The organism is Streptomyces sp. NPDC107521, assembly GCF_055598485.1.
In genome coordinates this window covers 15,226-32,877 of sequence record NZ_JBVKAT010000007.1, presented here as the reverse complement: position 1 = coordinate 32,877, position 17,652 = coordinate 15,226, and the positions used below count along the sequence as shown (strand labels likewise).

Below are 17,652 nucleotides of genomic sequence, written 5' to 3'. Positions count from 1 at the left end.
ACCCTACCGGCCCCTATGCAGGAGGGTCAGTGCTCCGGTGTCCCAACGGCCGCCGAAGTGACCAGTTCTGTCAGAACGCCATGGCAGTCCTTGGGATGCAGGAAGGTGATGCGGGACCCCATGGACCCGCGCCGGGGCTCGTCGTACAGGACCCGGACCCCCTTGCCGCGGATCTCCTCCGCGTCCCCGTCGACGTCCGCCGTGCCGAAGGCGATGTGGTGCACGCCCTCCCCGTTCCTGGCGAGCCACTTGCCGACGGCGGAGTCCTCCCGGACGGGCTCCAGCAGCTGGAGGTAGCAGGAGCCGCCGTCCGAGGTGCCGTTGATCCGCAGCATGGCCTCGCGCACCCCCTGCTCCTCGTTGACCTCGGTGTGGGTCACCTCGAAACCGTAGGTGGCACGGTAGAACTCGACGGTCGTGTCGAGATCGCGGCAGGCGATTCCGATGTGGTCGATTCGCGTCAGCATGGACTCAGTGCAACGCCCCCGCCGCGGTTACGCAACGTGCGCGCGATCACACCGACGGCCCGGTGACGGGGCGGAGGGCCGCTCAGTACATTCGTAGTAAACCCTCGTTCACTCCGCGGCTGTGCAGGCCGGTAAGGGGATCGCAGCTCATGGCTTCTGGAACTTCGGGAACTTCTGGGACGAACGGTACGACCTCGGTGATCGTCGCGGGCGCGCGAACCCCCATGGGGCGGCTGCTCGGCTCGCTCACCCCGTTCTCCGCCGCCGACCTGGGCGGCTTCGCGATCAAGGCGGCCCTGGAGCGGGCGGGCGTCACCGGCGACCAGGTGCAGTACGTGATCATGGGGCAGGTGCTCCAGGCCGGCGCCGGGCAGATCCCCGCCCGCCAGGCCGCCGTCAAGGCGGGCATCCCCATGAGCGTCCCCGCGCTCACCGTCAACAAGGTGTGTCTGTCCGGCCTCGACGCCATCGCCCTGGCCGACCAGCTCATTCGCGCCGGTGAATTCGACGTGGTGGTGGCCGGCGGCCAGGAGTCCATGACCAACGCCCCGCACCTGCTGCCGAAGTCCCGGGCGGGCCACAAGTACGGCGCGGTGGAGATGCTGGACTCCATGGCGCACGACGGGCTGACCGATGCCTTCGAGCACATCGCCATGGGCGAGTCCACCGACCACCACAACACGCGCCTCGGCATCACCCGCGAGGAGCAGGACGCCATCGGCGCCCTCTCCCACCAGCGTGCCGCCGCCGCCCAGAAGGACGGCGTCTTCGAGGCCGAGATCACCCCCGTGGAGATCCCGCAGCGCAAGGGCGACCCGGTCCTCTTCAGCCAGGACGAGGGCATCCGCGGCGACACCACCGCCGAGACCCTGGCCCGGCTGCGGCCCGCCTTCGGCAAGGACGGCACCATCACCGCCGGCACCGCCTCGCAGATCTCCGACGGCGCGGCGGCCGTGGTCGTCATGAGCAGGGCCAGGGCCGAGGAGCTGGGCCTGGAGTGGATCGCCGAGATCGGCGCCCACGGCAACGTGGCCGGCCCCGACAACTCTTTGCAGTCGCAGCCCTCCAACGCCATCCTGCACGCCCTGGGGAAGGAGGGGCTGGACGTCTCCGACCTCGATCTCCTGGAGATCAACGAGGCGTTCGCCGCGGTCGCCGTGCAGTCAATGAAGGACCTCGGCGTCTCCACCGAAAAGGTGAACGTCCATGGCGGTGCCATCGCCCTGGGCCACCCGATCGGCATGTCCGGCGCCCGCCTCGTCCTCCATCTCGCGCTGGAGCTGAAGCGGCGCGGCGGCGGGACCGGGGCGGCGGCCCTGTGCGGCGGCGGCGGCCAGGGCGACGCGCTGATCGTCCGGGTCCCCTCGGCCTGACCGGGCCACCACCTCTCACCGAACGGAGCTGTGATGCAGGACGTCTCCTCGCTGGTCGCCCAGGCCCGGGAAGGCCGGCCGCGGGCCGTGGCCCGGCTGATCTCCCTGGTCGAGGGGGCGTCCCCGCAGCTCAGGGAGGTCATGGCGACCCTCGCCCCGCTGACCGGGGGCGCCTATGTGGTGGGCCTGACGGGCTCGCCGGGCGTCGGCAAGTCGACGTCCACCTCGGCGCTGGTGACGGCCTACCGCAAGCAGGGCAGACGGGTCGGCGTGCTCGCGGTCGACCCGTCGTCCCCCTTCTCCGGCGGCGCCCTGCTCGGCGACCGGGTCCGCATGTCCGACCACGCCTCCGACCCGGGCGTCTACATCCGCTCCATGGCCACCCGCGGCCACCTCGGCGGACTCGCCTGGGCCGCGCCGCAGGCCATCCGGGTCCTGGACGCGGCCGGCTGCGAGGTGATCCTCGTGGAGACGGTCGGCGTCGGCCAGTCCGAGGTCGAGATCGCCTCGCAGGCCGACACCTCCGTCGTCCTGCTCGCCCCCGGCATGGGGGACGGCATCCAGGCGGCCAAGGCGGGCATCCTGGAGATCGGCGACGTGTACGTCGTCAACAAGGCCGACCGGGACGGCGCGGACGCCACCGCGCGGGAGCTGAACCACATGCTCGGCCTCGGCGAGGCCCGCGGCCCGGGCGACTGGCGCCCGCCCATCGTGAAGACGGTCGCCGCGCGCGGCGAGGGCGTCGACGAGGTGGTCGAGGCGCTGGAGAAGCACCGGGCCTGGATGGAGGAGCACGGCGTCCTGGCCGAGCGCCGCCGGGCGCGCGCCGCCCGCGAGGTCGAGACCATCGCGGTCACCGCGCTGCGCCGCCGCATCGGCGACCTCCACGGCGACCGCCGCCTGGACGCCCTCGCGGAACGCATCACCGCCGGCACGCTGGACCCCTACCGTGCGGCGGACGAACTGATCGAGGGCCTGACCGGGGCGTGACCCTCCGGGTGTGAGCGGGGGTCCGGGGCGAGGGCGCCGGTGCCTGTGCGGGGGCCTGTGCCTGTGGGGGCGTGGGTGCCCGTGCCCATGCCCGTGCACGGACGGGTGCCGTGCCGGTGGCCGCGCCGTGCCCGGCGCCGGCGGGGGAGTGGCGTCTGGGCCGACGCCGTGCCGGGAGGCCCGTGCCGGGAGGCCGGCCCGGGCCGGCCGGTGGCGCGTGGGCCCGCGCGGGAGCGGTGTCGGTCTCGGCGCCCCGCCGTTGGCCGGCCGGTGCGGCGGTGCGGCGGTGCGGCGGTGGTCGTGGTGCCGGTGAGCGGTGTTGTCGCTGCCGGTGTCGTGCCGGTGCGGGGTGGTGCCCAGGGCCGTTGGCCGGTGCCGGTGCGACGAGCCTCGCGGGTGCGGGCGCCTGCCCGGGCGAGGGGCCGAGGCGGTGCCCGCGAGGTACGTTCGCGGGCGGCCACGGCGGCCACGGCGGCCACGGCGGCCACGGCGGCCACGGCGGCCACGGCGGGCGTGGCGGCCACGGCGGGCGTGGGGCAGGGGGCCGGGCGCCCGGGCGAAGGGCGGGGCGAGTGCGGTGGGGGAACGCGGGTGACCCGCGCCGTCGGCGCTGGTAGGTTGCCCCGCATGTTCCTCCTCTTGGCGTAGGGCCCGCCCAGGACCGCGACCGGCGCACACCGGCCGTCGCGGCACTCCGGCGACCCCTTCCGCCTCTTCTCCGAGGAACCCTTCGCGTGACCACCTCAGCCGCGCGGCCCACCTATGCCGCCGTTTTCCGTGTCCCCCATGCCCGCCGCACCTTCCTGTCCGCCCTCGTGGGCCGGCTCTCGTACGGCACCGTCTCCCTCGCCCTGATGCTCTCCGTGACCCGGGCCACCGGGTCCTACGCCGCGGCCGGCACGGTCATGGCCCTCTTCGGCGCCGCCAGCGTGCTGCTGACGCCCACCCGGGCGGCCCTGGTCGACCGGTACGGCCCGCGCCGCGCCCTGCCGCCCATGGCGCTGCTCTACGCCGTCCTGCTCTGCGTCCTCGTGGCGGTCGCGCGGCTGCCGGGCGTCCCCGTGGCGCCGCTCGCCGCCACCGCCGTCCTCGCCGGGGCCTGCACGCCCCCGCTCGGGCCCACGATGCGCGCGGTCTGGGCCGCCCTCCTCCCCGACCGGGAGCTGCTGCAACGCGCCTACAGCCTGGACGGCGTCGCCGAGGAACTCCTCTTCGTCACCGGCCCGCTGCTGATCGGCGTGGTGATCGGGGTGGCCTCGCCGGACGCCGGGGTGGTGCTGAGCGCGCTGCTGGTGGCGGTGGGCACCCTCGCCTTCGCCGCCTCCCCGGCCACGGGCGCCCTGCACCGGACGGCGCCCCCGGCCCCGGACCACCCCGGCACCCCCGGCGCTCCGGCGGACCCCCGCGAGGCGGGCAGGCCGGTCCGCGCCCTGGTGCAGCCGGTCGCCGTCGCCGCGGGCGTCGGCCTCGCGCTGAGCGCCGTCGACCTGCTGGCCGTCGCCTCAGCCGGGGAGCGCGGCCTGGGCGACGGAGCCGTCGCCTGGATGCTCGCGGCGCTGTCGGCGGGCAGCGCGGTGGGCGGTCTGCTCAACGGCGCCGTGCGCTGGAGCACCCCCGCGCGCGTACGGCTTCCGCTGCTGGCGGCGGGGCTCGGGCTGACCCTGGCCGTCGCGGGACTCGCCCCCGGTCCGGTCACCCTGGTCGCGGTGCTGGCCTGCGCGGGGCTGTTCGTGTCACCGGCGCTGACGACGGCGTACCTGATCGCGGACGGGAGCGTCCCGCCCGGGTTCCGTGTCCGGGCGGGCGCCTGGGTCAACACGGCGGTCAACGCGGGCAGTTCCGCCGGGATGGCGGCGGTGGGCCTGCTGCTGGAGCGGGTTCCGCCGGCGGGGTGCTTCGCGCTGTGCGGGGCCTGCGCCCTCGCGGCCGCGCTGGTGCCGGGCGGACGGGAACGGGCCGGGGGCGGCGGACGCCGCTCCGTTCTCCGCCCGCGCCGGGGCGACGGCGACCGGGGCCCGGCCCGCGCGGCCCGCACGGGTGGTCCCGATGGGGGCCCGGGCGGCGCGGGTGGTCCGAGCGGCGACCCGGGCGGCGCGGGTGGCTCCGGCGGTGGCCCGGTCGGTCCGGGCGTCGGCCCCGGCGGCACGGGTGCCGGGAGCTGATCCCCCGCCGCCCGGCACCGGACGCTCCCCTCCGGCACCGGACGCTCCCGCCCGGTCCGCGCCGCCCGCCCCGCGGGGCTCCGGCGGTCCCGCAGGCGGTACCGCCCGGCGGACGCGGGTCCGGGCGGCTCCGTGGGCGGCCCCGGCGGACTCGGGTCCCGGAGCCGAACGGCCCGGCCCGGCGGAGGTGCGGGGATCCGCACCTCCGCCGGGCCGGGCCGCGGAAGGGTTCCTCAGCGTGCGGTCGGCGTGCCGCTGAGGGTCACGGGCGCCCGCGCTGTCCGCGCAGATGCTCCGCGATGGGCTTGAGCGCCTTGTCCAGGTCGGTCAGCGCCTCGGGGTCCATCAGGTCGATGAAGTGCCTGCGCACGGAGGCCACGTGGTGCGGCGCGACCTTGCGCATCGTCTCCATGCCGTGCTCGGTGAGGACGGCGAACAGGCCCCGGCGGTCGGACTCGCAGTTCTCCCGGCGGACCAGGTTCGCGTTCTCCATGCGGGTGATCTGGTGGGAGAGCCGGCTCTTGGACTGCATCGTGGCGGCGGCGAGATCGCTCATCCGCATCCGGTCGTCCTCCGACTCGGACAGGTTCACCAGGATCTCGTAGTCGTTCATCGTCAGGCCGAACGGCTGCAGATCCCTTTCGAGCTGGTAGGTCAACAGCCTGTTGACCTCCAGATGGGTGCGCCACGCACACTGCTCCGACTCGGTCAGCCAGCGGGTGGCGGTATCGGTCTCCATGAATGAAGTCTACCTAAAAAGTTGAATTGTGAACTAGGAAGAGTGGCGATGTGACGAAGTCGCTGGGCAGGCGTTCGAGGTGACACTCCGCAGGGTACCGCTCACCGTCCGAAGCGGTTCTGCAGACCGCCGAGCTGTCCGGGAAGACCCCCCGCCCCCGGACGGCCCCCCTGGCCGCCCGGACCGCCGGGCACGCCCGCCTGCGCCGGAGGCAGCCCCCTGTCCCTCTCCTCCATCAGGGCCTCGCTCGACTGCAGCAGCACCGTCCCGGCGCCCACGAACTCGAACTGGTGCTCCTCCCCCGAGGCCCCTCCCAGCCCCGTCATGGCCCGCAGACCGCCCAGGAAGCCGGTCAGATAGGCGTGGTCGTAGTGGTGGCACGGGGAGGGGCAGTCCGCCCAGCCGACCAGGGCCTGCGGGTCCACCCGGATCGGCGGCTCGACGAACACCACTGGACCATTCGACGCCGCCACGAACTTCCCGGTTCCGATCAATGTCAGAAAGCCCGGCACGATCGACTGCTTCAGTGCCAGACTCGGTTCGAAAGCGAGCAGATTGCCGGAGCGGATGGTCAGATTGCCGTCCTCCAGGTCGTACGAGTTCACATCGAAGGCCCGGTCCGCCAGCAGCATCAGGCCCGACCCCTCGGCCACCACCCAGTCGCTCGCGTGCAGCGGCGAGTGGAACGACATGCGCGTCAGGCGGTCCAGCCGGCCGTGCCCGATCCCGTTGAACTCGACCGACCCGTAGTAGGCGATCATCTTCCCCTTCTGCAGGAACCACTGACTCCCCTTCAGGGAGACGCAGAAGGTGTACGCGTTGACGTTGTCGTTCTCCGGCAGGGTCGACGGATCGTGGTGGACGATGCTCACAGCTTCTCCTCCGACGCCTGGACGTACACCGCGCCGCTGCCGCTCAGCTCCAGTTGGAACGCCTCGCCGGAGCCGCGCCCCACCATGTCCCGCCAGCCCAGCGCCGTGGACAGCCGGTTCCGCACGTCCCCGTGGTGGGCGACGTAGGCCTGGGGGTCGACGTGCACCGGGCGCTGCGGGGTGATGGGGACCTCCAGCACCCCGCCGTGGGCCATCACCGCGACCGCGCCGTGCCCCTTCAGGGTGGTGGTGAACAGGCCCTGGCCGCTGACCTGGCCGCGCACCATGCCCATCACGCCGCCCTGCGAGCCCAGGAACACCGTGCCCTGCTCCAGGGTGCCCTCGAAGGCGAGCAGCCGGTCCGCCTCCACGTACAGCGTGTCGCCGGAGAGCCGGATCACCTGGACGTGGTGGCCGCCGTGCCCGAAGAACACCGTGCCGTCGCCCTCCACCGTCATCAGCGGCGTCGACTCGTTGGCCACCCGGCGGCCGATCATCGACATCACCCCGCCCTGCCCGCCGAGCAGGTCGGGGGTGAACGTGACCTCGCCCCGGTACGCCAGCATGGCGCCGCGCTGGCTGAACAGCCGGGCGCCCGGGGTCACCGTCGCCCGCACCATCTTGGAGTTGACCTCCTCGAAGCCCATGTCACACATCCCCCCCGACGGTGTTGCGCTCGCTGGGCTGCACGTACACCAGGCCGTCGCCCTCGAAGCGGATCTGGAAGGCCTCGCCGCCGCCCTCGCCGAACAGGGTGCGCACGCTCGCGCCGGACTGGAAGGACTGCCGCAGATTCCCCTGGTGCGCCACGTACGCCCCCGGGTCCACCGTCAGCGGGTACCGCGCGCTCACCCGCAGCACCACCGCCGGGCCGTCCGACATGATCGCCACCTGGCCCTGCCCCTCGACCGTCGTGGTGAACAGCCCGTTGCCCTGGGAGGCGCCGCGCAGCCCGGTGAAGCTCGTGCCGGTGCGCAGCCCGGTGTCGGCCGCCAGGAAGTTGCTGGACTCGACGTAGAGTCTCTCGCCCCGGAGCGCCACGAGGTTGATCTCCGAGGCCCGGTCCGCGAACCAGCAGGTGCCCCGCCCCTTCACCTCCATCACGGCCATCCGCTCACCGGTGAGCCGCCGCGTCACCATGCCCCGCACGCCCTCACCCCCGCCCGTCAGCTTCTTGAAGGCCATCTCCCCGTCGTACGCGACCATCGAGCCGTTCTTCGCCTTCACGGCGTCCCCGGTCAGGTCGACGGCGAGCACCCTGCTGCCCTGAAGTCGAAACATCGCCACGCAGCGAAGGTAGCCGCCGCGGGGCCCCCGCCGACAGCCCCGCGGGGGTGGGTTCGCCCTGATCTCTCCCCTGGGGGACGTCTCGGGGTCGCCCGGGGCACGAGGCCCCGTGCCCGCCCCTCGCGCCGGCCTGGTCCCACCCCCTCGCCCGGTCGCTCCGCGCGTTTGCCACAATGGACGGGGCGCTTGTGCGCGAGTTCACAAGCCGCCCGGCCCATCGCTGCCCGATGCCCCTTTCCCTGAAGGTGACCCGTGGACCTCAAGACCGCCTCCGCCCTCCGCCGCCTCCGACTGGTCTCGGCCCCCGAGGCGATCTCGTTCCTGCTGCTGATCGTCTGCTCGGTGCTCAAGCGGACCACCGACTTCAACGCGGTGCCGGTGATGGGCATGCTCCACGGTGTCCTCTTCGTGCTCTACGTGGTCTTCTGGGCGGACGCCTGGAACCGCGCCAAGTGGCCGCTGGGCACCGCCGCGCTCTACTTCGTGCTCTCGGTCCTGCCGCTCGGCGGCTTCTTCGCGGAGCGGCGCCTCAAGCGCGAGGCCGAGAGCGCGGTCATCGCCTCCCGCGCCCGCCGGGAAGGGGTCGTCGGCGCATGATCGTCGCCTTCTCCGTGACGCCCCTCGGCGTCGGCGAGGACGTGGGGGAGTACGTCGCCGACGCCGTCCGCGTGGTCCGCGAGTCGGGGCTGCCCAACCGCACCGACGCGATGTTCACCTCCGTCGAGGGCGAGTGGGACGAGGTCATGGACGTGGTCCGGCGGGCCGTCGCCGCCGTGGAGGCGCGGGCGCCCCGTGTCTCCCTCGTCCTCAAGGCCGACCTCCGCCCCGGTGTCACCGACGGGCTTACCGGCAAGGTCGAGACCGTGGAGCGCCACCTCGCGTCCTGAACGGGCACGGGCCGGCGAACCGGACGGTATCGAAGGACGAGACGGGGCTGAACGGCATATGACCGGCCGGTATGGTCTGGTCCCGTGCCGAAGCCCCTCAGTCTCTCCTTCGATCCCATCGCCCGAGCCGACGAACTCTGGAACCGGCGCTGGGGCGGTGTCCCCTCGATGGCGGCGATCACCTCCATCATGCGGGCCCAACAGATCCTGCTGGCCGAGGTCGACGCGGTGGTCAAGCCGTACGGGCTGACGTTCGCGCGCTACGAGGCGCTGGTGCTGCTCACCTTCTCCAAGGCGGGCGAGCTGCCGATGTCCAAGATCGGCGAGCGGCTGATGGTCCACCCCACCTCGGTGACGAACACCGTCGACCGGCTGGTGCGGTCGGGTCTGGTCGGCAAGCGGCCCAACCCCAACGACGGGCGCGGCACCCTCGCCAGCATCACCGCCAGGGGCCGCGAGGTCGTCGAGTCCGCCACCCGCGACCTGATGGCCATGGACTTCGGTCTGGGCGCCTACGACGCCGAGGAGTGCGCCGAGATCTTCGCCATGCTCCGCCCCCTGCGGGTCGCCGCCGGAGACTTCACGGCGGAGTGACGCCCGGCCCGGCCGCGGCAGGCCACCCGTGCGGGTGGGAGCCCGGCCGCCGTGCGCGCGCGGCCCTGTCCGCGCGGCGGAGCGGCGGTGCCTCGTGGCCCGGCGTGTCCCCGGCGGCCCCGGCGCACCGCCCCCCGGCCGCCGCCGCGGGGCCCGGCGACCCGGGGCGGGATCTCCCGGAACGGCCCGTTACGCTCGATGCCATGAAGAAGAGCGTGCTGACCCGCTACCGGGTCATGGCCTACGTCACCGGTGTCCTCCTCGTCGCGCTGACCCTCGGCATGATCGGCAAGTACGCCCTGGACATGGGCGGCGCGGCCGACTTCACCCAGGTGGTCAGCATCGCCCACGGCTGGCTCTACGTCGTCTACCTGATCTTCGCCTTCGACCTGGGCTCCAAGGCCAAGTGGCCGGTGAAGAAGCAGCTCTGGGTGCTGCTCGCCGGGACCGTTCCCACCGCCGCGTTCTTCGTCGAGCGCCGGATCAGCCGCGAGCTGGGGGCCCGGGGCGCGGACGGCACCCCCGCCGTCGCCAAGGCCTAGGCTCCCGCCGCCGGGGCCCGGCCCTCGCCGGCCGGTGCCCGCGCTCCCGCCGCCGGTGCCCGGCCGCCGCCACGGGGGCCGCGCTGCCGCCGCCGGGGGAGGCCCCCGCGTCGCGGCGCGGCCGTCGGCCGGCCCCGGCGGGCCCGCGGGCCGTGCCACGGGGCTCCCCGCGTCCGGCCCGGACCGGTGACATGCCTGGTCACGGCCGCCCCACCGCCGTACGGAGCAGCGCACGGCGGTCCGCCGTCGACATTTACTTGGACGTCCTAGTAAATTGGAGGCATGGACGCTGACGCCATTGAGGAAGGCCGCCTTCGGTGGCAGGCCCGTTACGACGCGGCGCGCAAGCGCGACGCCGACTTCACCACGCTCTCCGGCGATCCCGTGGAGCCGGTCTACGGGCCCCGGCCCGGGGACGCGTACGACGGGTTCGAGCGCATCGGATGGCCCGGGGAGTACCCCTACACCCGGGGCCTGCACCCGACCGGCTACCGGGGGCGGACGTGGACCATCCGCCAGTTCGCCGGGTTCGGCAACGCCGAGCAGACCAACGAGCGCTACAAGATGATCCTGCGCAACGGCGGCGGCGGCCTCTCCGTCGCCTTCGACATGCCGACGCTCATGGGCCGCGACTCCGACGACCCGCGCTCCCTCGGCGAGGTCGGCCACTGCGGCGTCGCCATCGACTCGGCCGCCGACATGGAGGTCCTGTTCAAGGACATCCCGCTCGGCGACGTCACCACCTCCATGACGATCAGCGGGCCCGCCGTGCCCGTCTTCTGCATGTACCTGGTCGCCGCCGAGCGGCAGGGCGTCGACCCCGCCGTGCTCAACGGCACGCTCCAGACGGACATCTTCAAGGAGTACATCGCCCAGAAGGAGTGGCTCTTCCAGCCCGAGCCCCATCTGCGGCTCATCGGCGACCTGATGGAGCACTGCGCCGCCGGCATCCCCGCCTACAAGCCGCTCTCCGTCTCCGGCTACCACATCCGCGAGGCCGGGGCCACGGCCGCGCAGGAGCTGGCGTACACCCTCGCGGACGGCTTCGGCTACGTCGAGCTCGGCCTCAGCCGCGGCCTGGACGTGGACGTGTTCGCGCCGGGCCTGTCCTTCTTCTTCGACGCGCACCTCGACTTCTTCGAGGAGATCGCCAAGTTCCGCGCCGCCCGCCGCATCTGGGCCCGCTGGATGCGGGACGTCTACGGCGCCCGGAGCGACAAGGCGCAGTGGCTGCGCTTCCACACCCAGACCGCGGGCGTCTCCCTCACCGCCCAGCAGCCGTACAACAACGTCGTGCGGACCGCCGTCGAGGCGCTCGCCGCCGTGCTCGGCGGGACCAACTCCCTGCACACCAACGCCCTGGACGAGACCCTCGCCCTCCCCAGCGAGCAGGCCGCTGAGATCGCGCTGCGCACCCAGCAGGTCCTCATGGAGGAGACCGGCGTCGCCAACGTCGCCGACCCGCTGGGCGGCTCCTGGTTCGTCGAGCAGCTCACGGACCGGATCGAGGCCGACGCGGAGAAGATCTTCGAGCAGATCAAGGAGCGCGGTCTGCGGGCCCACCCCGACGGGCGGCACCCCATCGGCCCGATCACCTCCGGCATCCTGCGCGGCATCGAGGACGGCTGGTTCACCGGCGAGATCGCGGAGTCCGCCTTCCGCTACCAGCAGGCCCTGGAGAAGGACGAGAAGAAGGTCGTCGGCGTCAACGTCCACACCGGCTCCGTCACCGGCGACCTGGAGATCCTCCGGGTCAGCCACGAGGTCGAGCGCGAGCAGGTCCGCGTGCTCGGCGGGCGCAGGGCCGCCCGGGACGACGCCGCCGTGCGCTCCGCCCTGGACGCGATGCTCGACGCCGCCCGCTCCGGCGCCAACATGATCGCGCCCATGCTCGACGCCGTGCGCGCCGAGGCGACGCTGGGCGAGATCTGCGGGGTGCTGCGCGACGAGTGGGGCGTGTACACCGAGCCCGCCGGTTTCTGATCCGGCACCCCGCCGGTGCCCGCGCCACCGCCGCTCCGGCGCCGGCGCGGGCACCGGTGCCGGTGGGGGCGTGGAGGTGGGCGCGGGATGGGCTCGGCCGCCCCCCCCTGCGCCCCGCCCTCCCCCCTGCGCCCCGCCCTCCCCGGCGCCGACCCCCCCTCCTACGCCGCCTCCGACAGCCCGCCCAGCAGCACCCGGGTGAGGCCGCGCACCCACTCGCCGTCCGCCGGTTCCGCGCGGACCAGCGTGCGGTGCACCACCGCCCCCGCCACCACGTCGAAGATCAGGTCCGCCGTGCGGGCCGCCTCGGCCGGGTCGGTCTGCGGCGGCAGCTCCCCGCGCCGCTGCGCCCGCGACCGCCCCTCCAGCACCAGCCGCTTCTGCCGCTCCACGATCGACGCCCTGATGCGCTCGCGCAGCGCCTCGTCCCGGGTGGACTCCGCGACCACCGCCATCAGCCCGCTCATCGCCTCCGGCCGGGCCAGGATCGCCGCGAACTGGCGCACCACGCCCTCGATGTCCGCCGCCAGCGAGCCGCGGTCCGGCAGCTCCAGCTCGTCGAACAGCTCCGCCACCGCGTCCACGACCAGCTCGTTCTTGCCCGCCCAGCGGCGGTAGAGGGTCGTCTTGGCGACCCCCGCCCGCGTCGCCACGTCCCCCAGCGTCAGCCCGGACCAGCCCAGGTCGACCAGGGCCGCCCGCGTCGCGGCCAGGATCGCGGCGTCCGCGGCGGCGCTGCGGGGACGTCCGGCACGGCCGGCGGAGGCGCTGCTCTGCATGTGCCGACCCTAAGGGCTGTCCCGCCGGGGAGCGCGGGACGGCCCTCGGCGGCGGCCCGCCGGCCCCCGTCGTGAGGGAGATCACCGGGGCGGGCTGTCGCGGCGGCCCCCGGTGGTATTACGCTACGAGGCGTAGCGAAAGCGCGGGCGACCTCCCGCGCCCGAGCGACGACCACGACAGGCGCGGGGTGGGGACCCGGCGCCGCTCCGCCCCTCCGGCCGGCGCCCTCCGGCCGGTGGCGGCACCCGCGGAACCCGCCGGGGGGACCTTCCGCGGAGCACGGCTCGGCACGGCGAACGGCACACATACGGGCGGGCTTCCACCCCGCTTTTCACGCGCACGCGCGGTACGGGGGAGGATGGGCCCATGCAGCCACGGAACATGTCCATGAGCGGGGTCGTCGACCTCGCCGCGGTGAAGGCGGCCCAGGAGGCCAAGGCGAAGGCGGAGCAGGCGCGCGCCGAGGCCGCCCGCAACGGCGGGGCGGGTGCCGTCTCTCCCGCCGACCTCGTCATCGACGTCGACGAGGCCGGATTCGAGAGCGAGATCCTCCAGCGGTCCACCGAGGTCCCGGTCGTCATCGACTTCTGGGCCGAGTGGTGCGAGCCCTGCAAGCAGCTCAGCCCGGTACTGGAGCGGCTCGCCGTCGAGTACGACGGCCGCTTCCTGCTCGCCCGGATCGACGTCGACGCCAACCAGATGCTCATGCAGCAGTTCGGCGTCCAGGGCATTCCCGCGGTCTTCGCGGTCGTGGCCGGACAGGCCCTGCCGCTCTTCCAGGGAGCCGCGAGCGAGACCCAGATCCGCCAGACCCTCGACCAGTTGGTCCAGGTCGCCGAGGAGCGCTTCGGTCTGACCGGCCTCACCGTCGACCCCGGGGCCGAGCCGGGCGGCGGCGGTCCCGACGCCGCCTCCGAGCCCCCCGCCGGTCCGCACGACGCGGCCCTGGAGGCCGCCGTGCGCGCGCTGGACGCGGGCGACATGGGCGCGGCCGTCGAGGCGTACCGCGGTGTGCTGGCCGAGGACCCGGGCAACACCGAGGCCAAACTGGGCCTCGCCCAGGCCGAGTTGCTCCAGCGGGTGCAGGCCGCCGACCCGCAGACGGTGCGCCGGGACGCCGCCGAGCGGCCCGACGACGCCGAGGCGCAGATCGCCGCCGCCGACCTCGACCTCGTGGGCGGCCACGTGGAGGACGCCTTCGGGCGCCTCATCGACACGGTGCGCCGCACCACCGGCGACGACCGCGACGCCGTACGGCTGCGGCTGCTCAAGCTGTTCGACGTCATCGGCGCCGACGACCCCCGGGTCGCCGCCGCGCGCCGCGCGCTCGCCCGCGCCCTGTTCTGACCGGTCCGTAGCGCCCTCCGGCCCGTGCCGCCGACCGGCTCCCTGTCCGGGAGCCGTCGGCGGCACCCCGGAATGGTTCCCGCTTTGCCAAATCTTGGTAATCGGCCTTGCTGTTACTGCAAGTAAGTCACCCGCGTCGTTCTGTCGGCCTTCGTCCGGCCATCGCGGTTTTTGTTCTGCCCTGATGTCGCACCCAGTGTCGCTGTCCCGCGCCGCTGCGCCGTGCCACGGGCATGTGCGCGTTACCAGCGAGTAATGAACCCCTTGTGCCGGGGACGGGAATGCACCACGATCGGCCACGCTCGGTCCATTCCCCCTTCCCCGACAGCCAATCGGGGCACGGGGCTTCCTGGGTCCCCACCGGGCAGGACCGCCGGCCGTGCCGTCGGTCCTCGGGCAGGGGGGTCTTCGCTCTCCCGGCGGAGCCTGCCCGGCAGGGTCGTGCGTGATGTGTGTCAGGCACGGCCAGTGGTTGTCGCTCGGGGGTGATCGCCGGTGGTTCGGACGCGCTTACGTGCCGCCGAGCACGGGCGCTCTCCTTCCCGAGGACGTAGCACTTCTCCCATCCCTGCCCTGCCGAACCGCCGTCCGGCGGTGGAGCCGGGGTCAGGAGATGTACGTCCGAGAAGGAGGAAATATGGAGTCCCAGGTGCGTGGCGGGACGAGATGGAAGCGGTTCGCGGTCGTCATGGTGCCGAGCGTGGCCGCCACCGCAGCGATAGGCGTCGCGCTGGCGCAGGGCGCCCTCGCCGCGTCGTTCAGTGTGTCCGGCCAGTCGTTCAAGGTGACGGCGGACCGGCTCGACGGTACGGGCTTCGTCCAGTACGGAGCCATCGACTCGGGTTACACGCTCGACGGCAGGCAGACGGCGCACCCGGTCGCCGTGTCGGCGTTCAAGACCGCGTCGATCGAGGGCATGTGCCAGTCCGTGGTCACCCCGGACATCCCGGTGCTCGGCTCGGTCAGCCTCATCCTGAAGGCCGGCGGGGGCGGCACCCCCGTCCGCGCCGAGAACCTGTACATCGACGTCGAGCAGCTCGAGGCCGATGCCACCTTCCGCGGCATCGACATCGGCGTGGCCGCCAAGGACGCCGTCAAGGGTCCGGGCATCCACAAGGGCGACACCGCGAACCCGTACGGGTTCGCCCAGCAGGCCGACTCGGCGACGCTGCTGAACGTGAAGCAGACGGCGTGGGCGACCACCGCCGGAACCTTCAAGCTCAGCGGGCTGAAGATGTCGCTGTCCAAGGGTGTCAAGGAATGTTACTGAGCACCCCCTGACGGGCGCTCACTGACGGGCGGGGGAGCCGGTGGCGCCCCCGCCCGTGCACCCGGTCCGCGCCCCGGCGCGCGGGCCGCGTCTCCACCCCAGCAAAGCCGTACCAGGGAGCTGTTTTCCATGAGCGCCGAGACCCCTGCCGCCGCATCCGGCCAGTTCACCCGCTGGAGGCTGCAGTTCCGTGACTGGCGAGGCACCCGGCCGTTCTGGGCCGGCCTGTTCGTCGCGCTCGGCGGACTCCCCATCGCCTACTTCCCCTACGCGAACCTCCAGATCGGGCACCTGACCCTGGCGATGGCCACCACCGCCGGCGCCGGGTCGCTGATCATCGGCGTGCTGCTGGTCGTCCTGGGCGTCAGCCTCTGGTTCCAGAAGCACGTCCGGGTCTTCGCGGGCGTGGCGGCGATCCTGCTCGCGCTGGTGTCCATCCCCGTCTCCAACCTCGGCGGCTTCTTCATCGGCTTCCTGCTCGCCCTGGTCGGCGGCGCGATGGCCGTGTCGTGGGCGCCCGGCGAGCCGTCGGCGGACGGGTCCCCGGTGGAGGGCGGGGGAGCGGGCGTCGCACCCGGGGCCCCGGTCCCCGGCATGACGGTGCCCGGCGTCCCCGCGCCCGGCGCCCCGGTGCCGCAGCCGCGGGACACCACGGACGAGCCGAACGATCTGTCAGGAACGAGCCCGGCCAACGGGGCGAACGGGAGGCACAGTGCCGGCTGACGAGGTGACCAGCGGGACCGATGCGGAGGGGCTCCGGGCGAGGACCGGGCCGCGCCACGCGGCGCCCAGAAAGCCGTTGCTCACCAGATTCCACATGCCGGCCGGGAAGGCGATAGCCCTGGCGGCGATGCCCACGGCCGTCCTCATGGGCATGGGGTTCACGCCCACCCTCGCCCTCGCCGACGGCAACGACGCGGTGGCACCGCCCTCCAACAGCCTGACGGCCGAGGAGTACCGGGCGTGCGTGGAGGCCCTGGCGGGCGGGCCCGGGTCCGCCGAGCCCTCCGGCCCCGCCGAACCCTCCGAGCCGGCCGCCGTGCCCTCCGGGACGGCCGCCGGGCCGAGCGGTTCCCCGGTCCCGTCCTCCTCCGCGGACCCCACGCCGGACCCCACCCCGACGCCCGCCGTCACGTCCTCGCCGACGGACGACGGCGGCCGGGGCGTGGGCGGCCGGCCGTCCCCCTCCGCCGGCGCCGGGCAGGGCACGGGACCGTCCTCTTCGCCGGATTCAGGTTCCGACGACGAGGCCGGGCCCGGCGCCCCGCCCGGCACGGGCACCGCGCCGCCCGCCCCGCACCCCTCGGCCCCCCGGGGCGGCGGTCTCCTCCAGGACGTCGGCGACGCCCTCGGCGACGTGCTCGGCGACACCCTGGGCGGTGTGCTCCCCGGCGGGGGCGGCCCCGGCCACGGTGGCGGAGGCGGTCCGGGCGCCGGGGCCGGGCAGCCCCCGGTACCGGACGCCACCCCCACCGCCGGGGCCCCGCGGCCGGAGGCGTCCGGACCCGCGACGGACACGTCCCCGGTACCGGACGCCACGGCGACCGGCGCGGCCGGGGACACCGCGAAGGACGCACCGGACACCGGCACCGACGGCGCGGCGGGGGACACCGGCGCCGACGGCACCCCGCCCGGCCCCGGCACCCCGCCCGGCCCCGGCACGGCCGACGGTGCCACGGCCGGGACCGGTCCGGCGGGCGAGGAGGGGGACGGAGCCGGCGACGGGCGGCCCGGTGCCACGGAGGCGGCCACCCCGTCCCCCACCCCCTCCGCGAGCGGCGGCCCCGACCCCGCCGACTGCCCCGTCGCCACGGACGCCGAGGGCGGCGTCGACAACCCGGTGCCGCTGCCCGACGACCCCTGGTACCTCAACGCCGGCTCCCTGCTGCTCAAGGGCGCCTCGTACAAAGGCGTCGTGCGCGTCAGGACCGCCAACGGCACCACCAAGAAGGTGCTCAAGTACGTCATATCCAGCGGCACCGACATCGGCGACCTGCACCAGACCTACAAGGACGCGCAGTCCGGGCGGACCTACCACGTCCGGGCGGCCAGGGGCTCCACGTCCACCATCCGCGACGGCGAGACCGTGATGTACACGCAGAGCATCTCCGGCAAGCTGCTCGGGCTCATCCCGGTCACCTTCGACCCGGAAACCCCGCCGCCGCTCGACATCCCGCTGATCTACTTCACCGAGGTCACCGTCGTCCAGGCCGGGCAGTTCGGCGGCACCCTGCACATCCCCGGGCTGCGCCAGTACATCACCGGCTGACCCCGCCGACCGTCCCGGCACGACGACGAGGGTGCCCCCCCGTCTGGGGGGAACCCCCTTGTTGTTTTCGGGAGATTTGCACCCCGGTCC

General features: G+C 73.9%; 18 protein-coding genes. 12 read left to right on the top strand and 6 right to left on the bottom strand.

All coding sequences use genetic code 11. The annotated features are described in order from the left end of the window. Positions 1-26: 26 nt before the first annotated feature. Positions 27-467, bottom strand: coding sequence for a methylmalonyl-CoA epimerase (mce, locus tag ACZ7LB_RS12925; RefSeq protein ID WP_471467678.1), 441 nt, complete (start codon positions 465-467; stop codon positions 27-29). 149 nt (positions 468-616) lie between these two features. Between mce and ACZ7LB_RS12920 the strand changes: the two genes are divergently transcribed. The 3 genes from ACZ7LB_RS12920 (at position 617) to ACZ7LB_RS12910 (ending at position 4,992) form a co-directional block, all read left to right on the top strand. Beyond that, positions 617-1,840, top strand: a complete 1,224-nt coding sequence (locus ACZ7LB_RS12920) for an acetyl-CoA C-acetyltransferase (protein ID WP_471467677.1) — start codon at positions 617-619, stop codon at positions 1,838-1,840. A gap of 33 nt (positions 1,841-1,873) precedes the next feature. After that, positions 1,874-2,830, top strand: coding sequence for a methylmalonyl Co-A mutase-associated GTPase MeaB (meaB, locus tag ACZ7LB_RS12915; protein ID WP_471467676.1), 957 nt, complete (start codon positions 1,874-1,876; stop codon positions 2,828-2,830). A gap of 734 nt (positions 2,831-3,564) precedes the next feature. After that, positions 3,565-4,992, top strand: coding sequence for an MFS transporter (locus ACZ7LB_RS12910; protein ID WP_471467675.1), 1,428 nt, complete (start codon positions 3,565-3,567; stop codon positions 4,990-4,992). A 262-nt stretch (positions 4,993-5,254) separates the two neighbouring features. Here ACZ7LB_RS12910 and ACZ7LB_RS12905 read toward each other — a convergent pair whose 3' ends face one another. The 4 genes from ACZ7LB_RS12905 to ACZ7LB_RS12890 all read right to left on the bottom strand — a co-directional run bounded on the left by ACZ7LB_RS12905 (position 5,255) and on the right by ACZ7LB_RS12890 (position 7,884). Next, a complete protein-coding gene (locus ACZ7LB_RS12905; protein WP_471467674.1) occupies positions 5,255-5,731 on the bottom strand; it encodes a MarR family winged helix-turn-helix transcriptional regulator in 477 nt (158 codons plus the stop codon). Between the two features lie 101 nt (positions 5,732-5,832). Then, positions 5,833-6,603 (bottom strand): AIM24 family protein, encoded by a 771-nt coding sequence (locus ACZ7LB_RS12900; protein WP_471467673.1) that lies wholly within the window; start codon positions 6,601-6,603, stop codon positions 5,833-5,835. Further along, positions 6,600-7,250 (bottom strand): AIM24 family protein, encoded by a 651-nt coding sequence (locus ACZ7LB_RS12895; RefSeq protein ID WP_471467672.1) that lies wholly within the window; start codon positions 7,248-7,250, stop codon positions 6,600-6,602. Before ACZ7LB_RS12895 ends, ACZ7LB_RS12900 begins: the two co-directional genes overlap by 4 nt. A 1-nt stretch (position 7,251) precedes the next feature. After that, on the bottom strand, positions 7,252-7,884 hold the full coding sequence (locus ACZ7LB_RS12890; protein ID WP_471468007.1) for an AIM24 family protein: 633 nt from the start codon (positions 7,882-7,884) through the stop codon (positions 7,252-7,254). 258 nt (positions 7,885-8,142) lie between these two features. Between ACZ7LB_RS12890 and ACZ7LB_RS12885 the strand changes: the two genes are divergently transcribed. The 5 genes from ACZ7LB_RS12885 (at position 8,143) to ACZ7LB_RS12865 (ending at position 11,896) form a co-directional block, all read left to right on the top strand. Next, entirely contained in the window at positions 8,143-8,487 is a 345-nt protein-coding gene (locus ACZ7LB_RS12885; protein ID WP_471467670.1) for a DUF3817 domain-containing protein, read from the top strand. Next, positions 8,484-8,777 carry an MTH1187 family thiamine-binding protein gene (locus tag ACZ7LB_RS12880; RefSeq protein ID WP_161228033.1) on the top strand — a complete coding sequence of 98 codons (294 nt, stop codon included), beginning with the start codon at positions 8,484-8,486 and terminating at the stop codon, positions 8,775-8,777. Before ACZ7LB_RS12885 ends, ACZ7LB_RS12880 begins: the two co-directional genes overlap by 4 nt. Before the next feature lie 84 nt (positions 8,778-8,861). After that, positions 8,862-9,371, top strand: coding sequence for a MarR family winged helix-turn-helix transcriptional regulator (locus ACZ7LB_RS12875; protein WP_471467668.1), 510 nt, complete (start codon positions 8,862-8,864; stop codon positions 9,369-9,371). Between the two features lie 203 nt (positions 9,372-9,574). Next, entirely contained in the window at positions 9,575-9,913 is a 339-nt protein-coding gene (locus ACZ7LB_RS12870) for a DUF3817 domain-containing protein (protein ID WP_471467666.1), read from the top strand. Between the two features lie 282 nt (positions 9,914-10,195). Further along, on the top strand, positions 10,196-11,896 hold the full coding sequence (locus ACZ7LB_RS12865) for an acyl-CoA mutase large subunit family protein (RefSeq protein WP_471467664.1): 1,701 nt from the start codon (positions 10,196-10,198) through the stop codon (positions 11,894-11,896). A gap of 161 nt (positions 11,897-12,057) precedes the next feature. On the opposite strand, the gene ACZ7LB_RS12860 is transcribed toward ACZ7LB_RS12865, so the two are convergent. Next, on the bottom strand, positions 12,058-12,675 hold the full coding sequence (locus ACZ7LB_RS12860) for a TetR/AcrR family transcriptional regulator (RefSeq protein ID WP_265292655.1): 618 nt from the start codon (positions 12,673-12,675) through the stop codon (positions 12,058-12,060). A 367-nt stretch (positions 12,676-13,042) separates the two neighbouring features. On the opposite strand from ACZ7LB_RS12860, the gene ACZ7LB_RS12855 reads away from it, so the two are divergent. The 4 genes from ACZ7LB_RS12855 (at position 13,043) to ACZ7LB_RS12840 (ending at position 17,562) form a co-directional block, all read left to right on the top strand. After that, positions 13,043-14,023, top strand: coding sequence for a tetratricopeptide repeat protein (locus ACZ7LB_RS12855; protein WP_471467662.1), 981 nt, complete (start codon positions 13,043-13,045; stop codon positions 14,021-14,023). 637 nt (positions 14,024-14,660) lie between these two features. Beyond that, the gene (locus ACZ7LB_RS12850) at positions 14,661-15,293 is read left to right on the top strand and encodes a DUF6230 family protein (protein ID WP_471467660.1); all 633 of its coding nucleotides are present in this window, start codon (positions 14,661-14,663) and stop codon (positions 15,291-15,293) included. Positions 15,294-15,422: 129 nt separating this feature from the next. Then, positions 15,423-16,016 carry a DUF6114 domain-containing protein gene (locus ACZ7LB_RS12845; RefSeq protein WP_471467658.1) on the top strand — a complete coding sequence of 198 codons (594 nt, stop codon included), beginning with the start codon at positions 15,423-15,425 and terminating at the stop codon, positions 16,014-16,016. Then, positions 16,006-17,562 (top strand): DNA polymerase III subunit gamma/tau domain-containing protein, encoded by a 1,557-nt coding sequence (locus ACZ7LB_RS12840; protein ID WP_471467657.1) that lies wholly within the window; start codon positions 16,006-16,008, stop codon positions 17,560-17,562. Before ACZ7LB_RS12845 ends, ACZ7LB_RS12840 begins: the two co-directional genes overlap by 11 nt. The last annotated feature ends 90 nt before the right edge of the window (positions 17,563-17,652 follow it).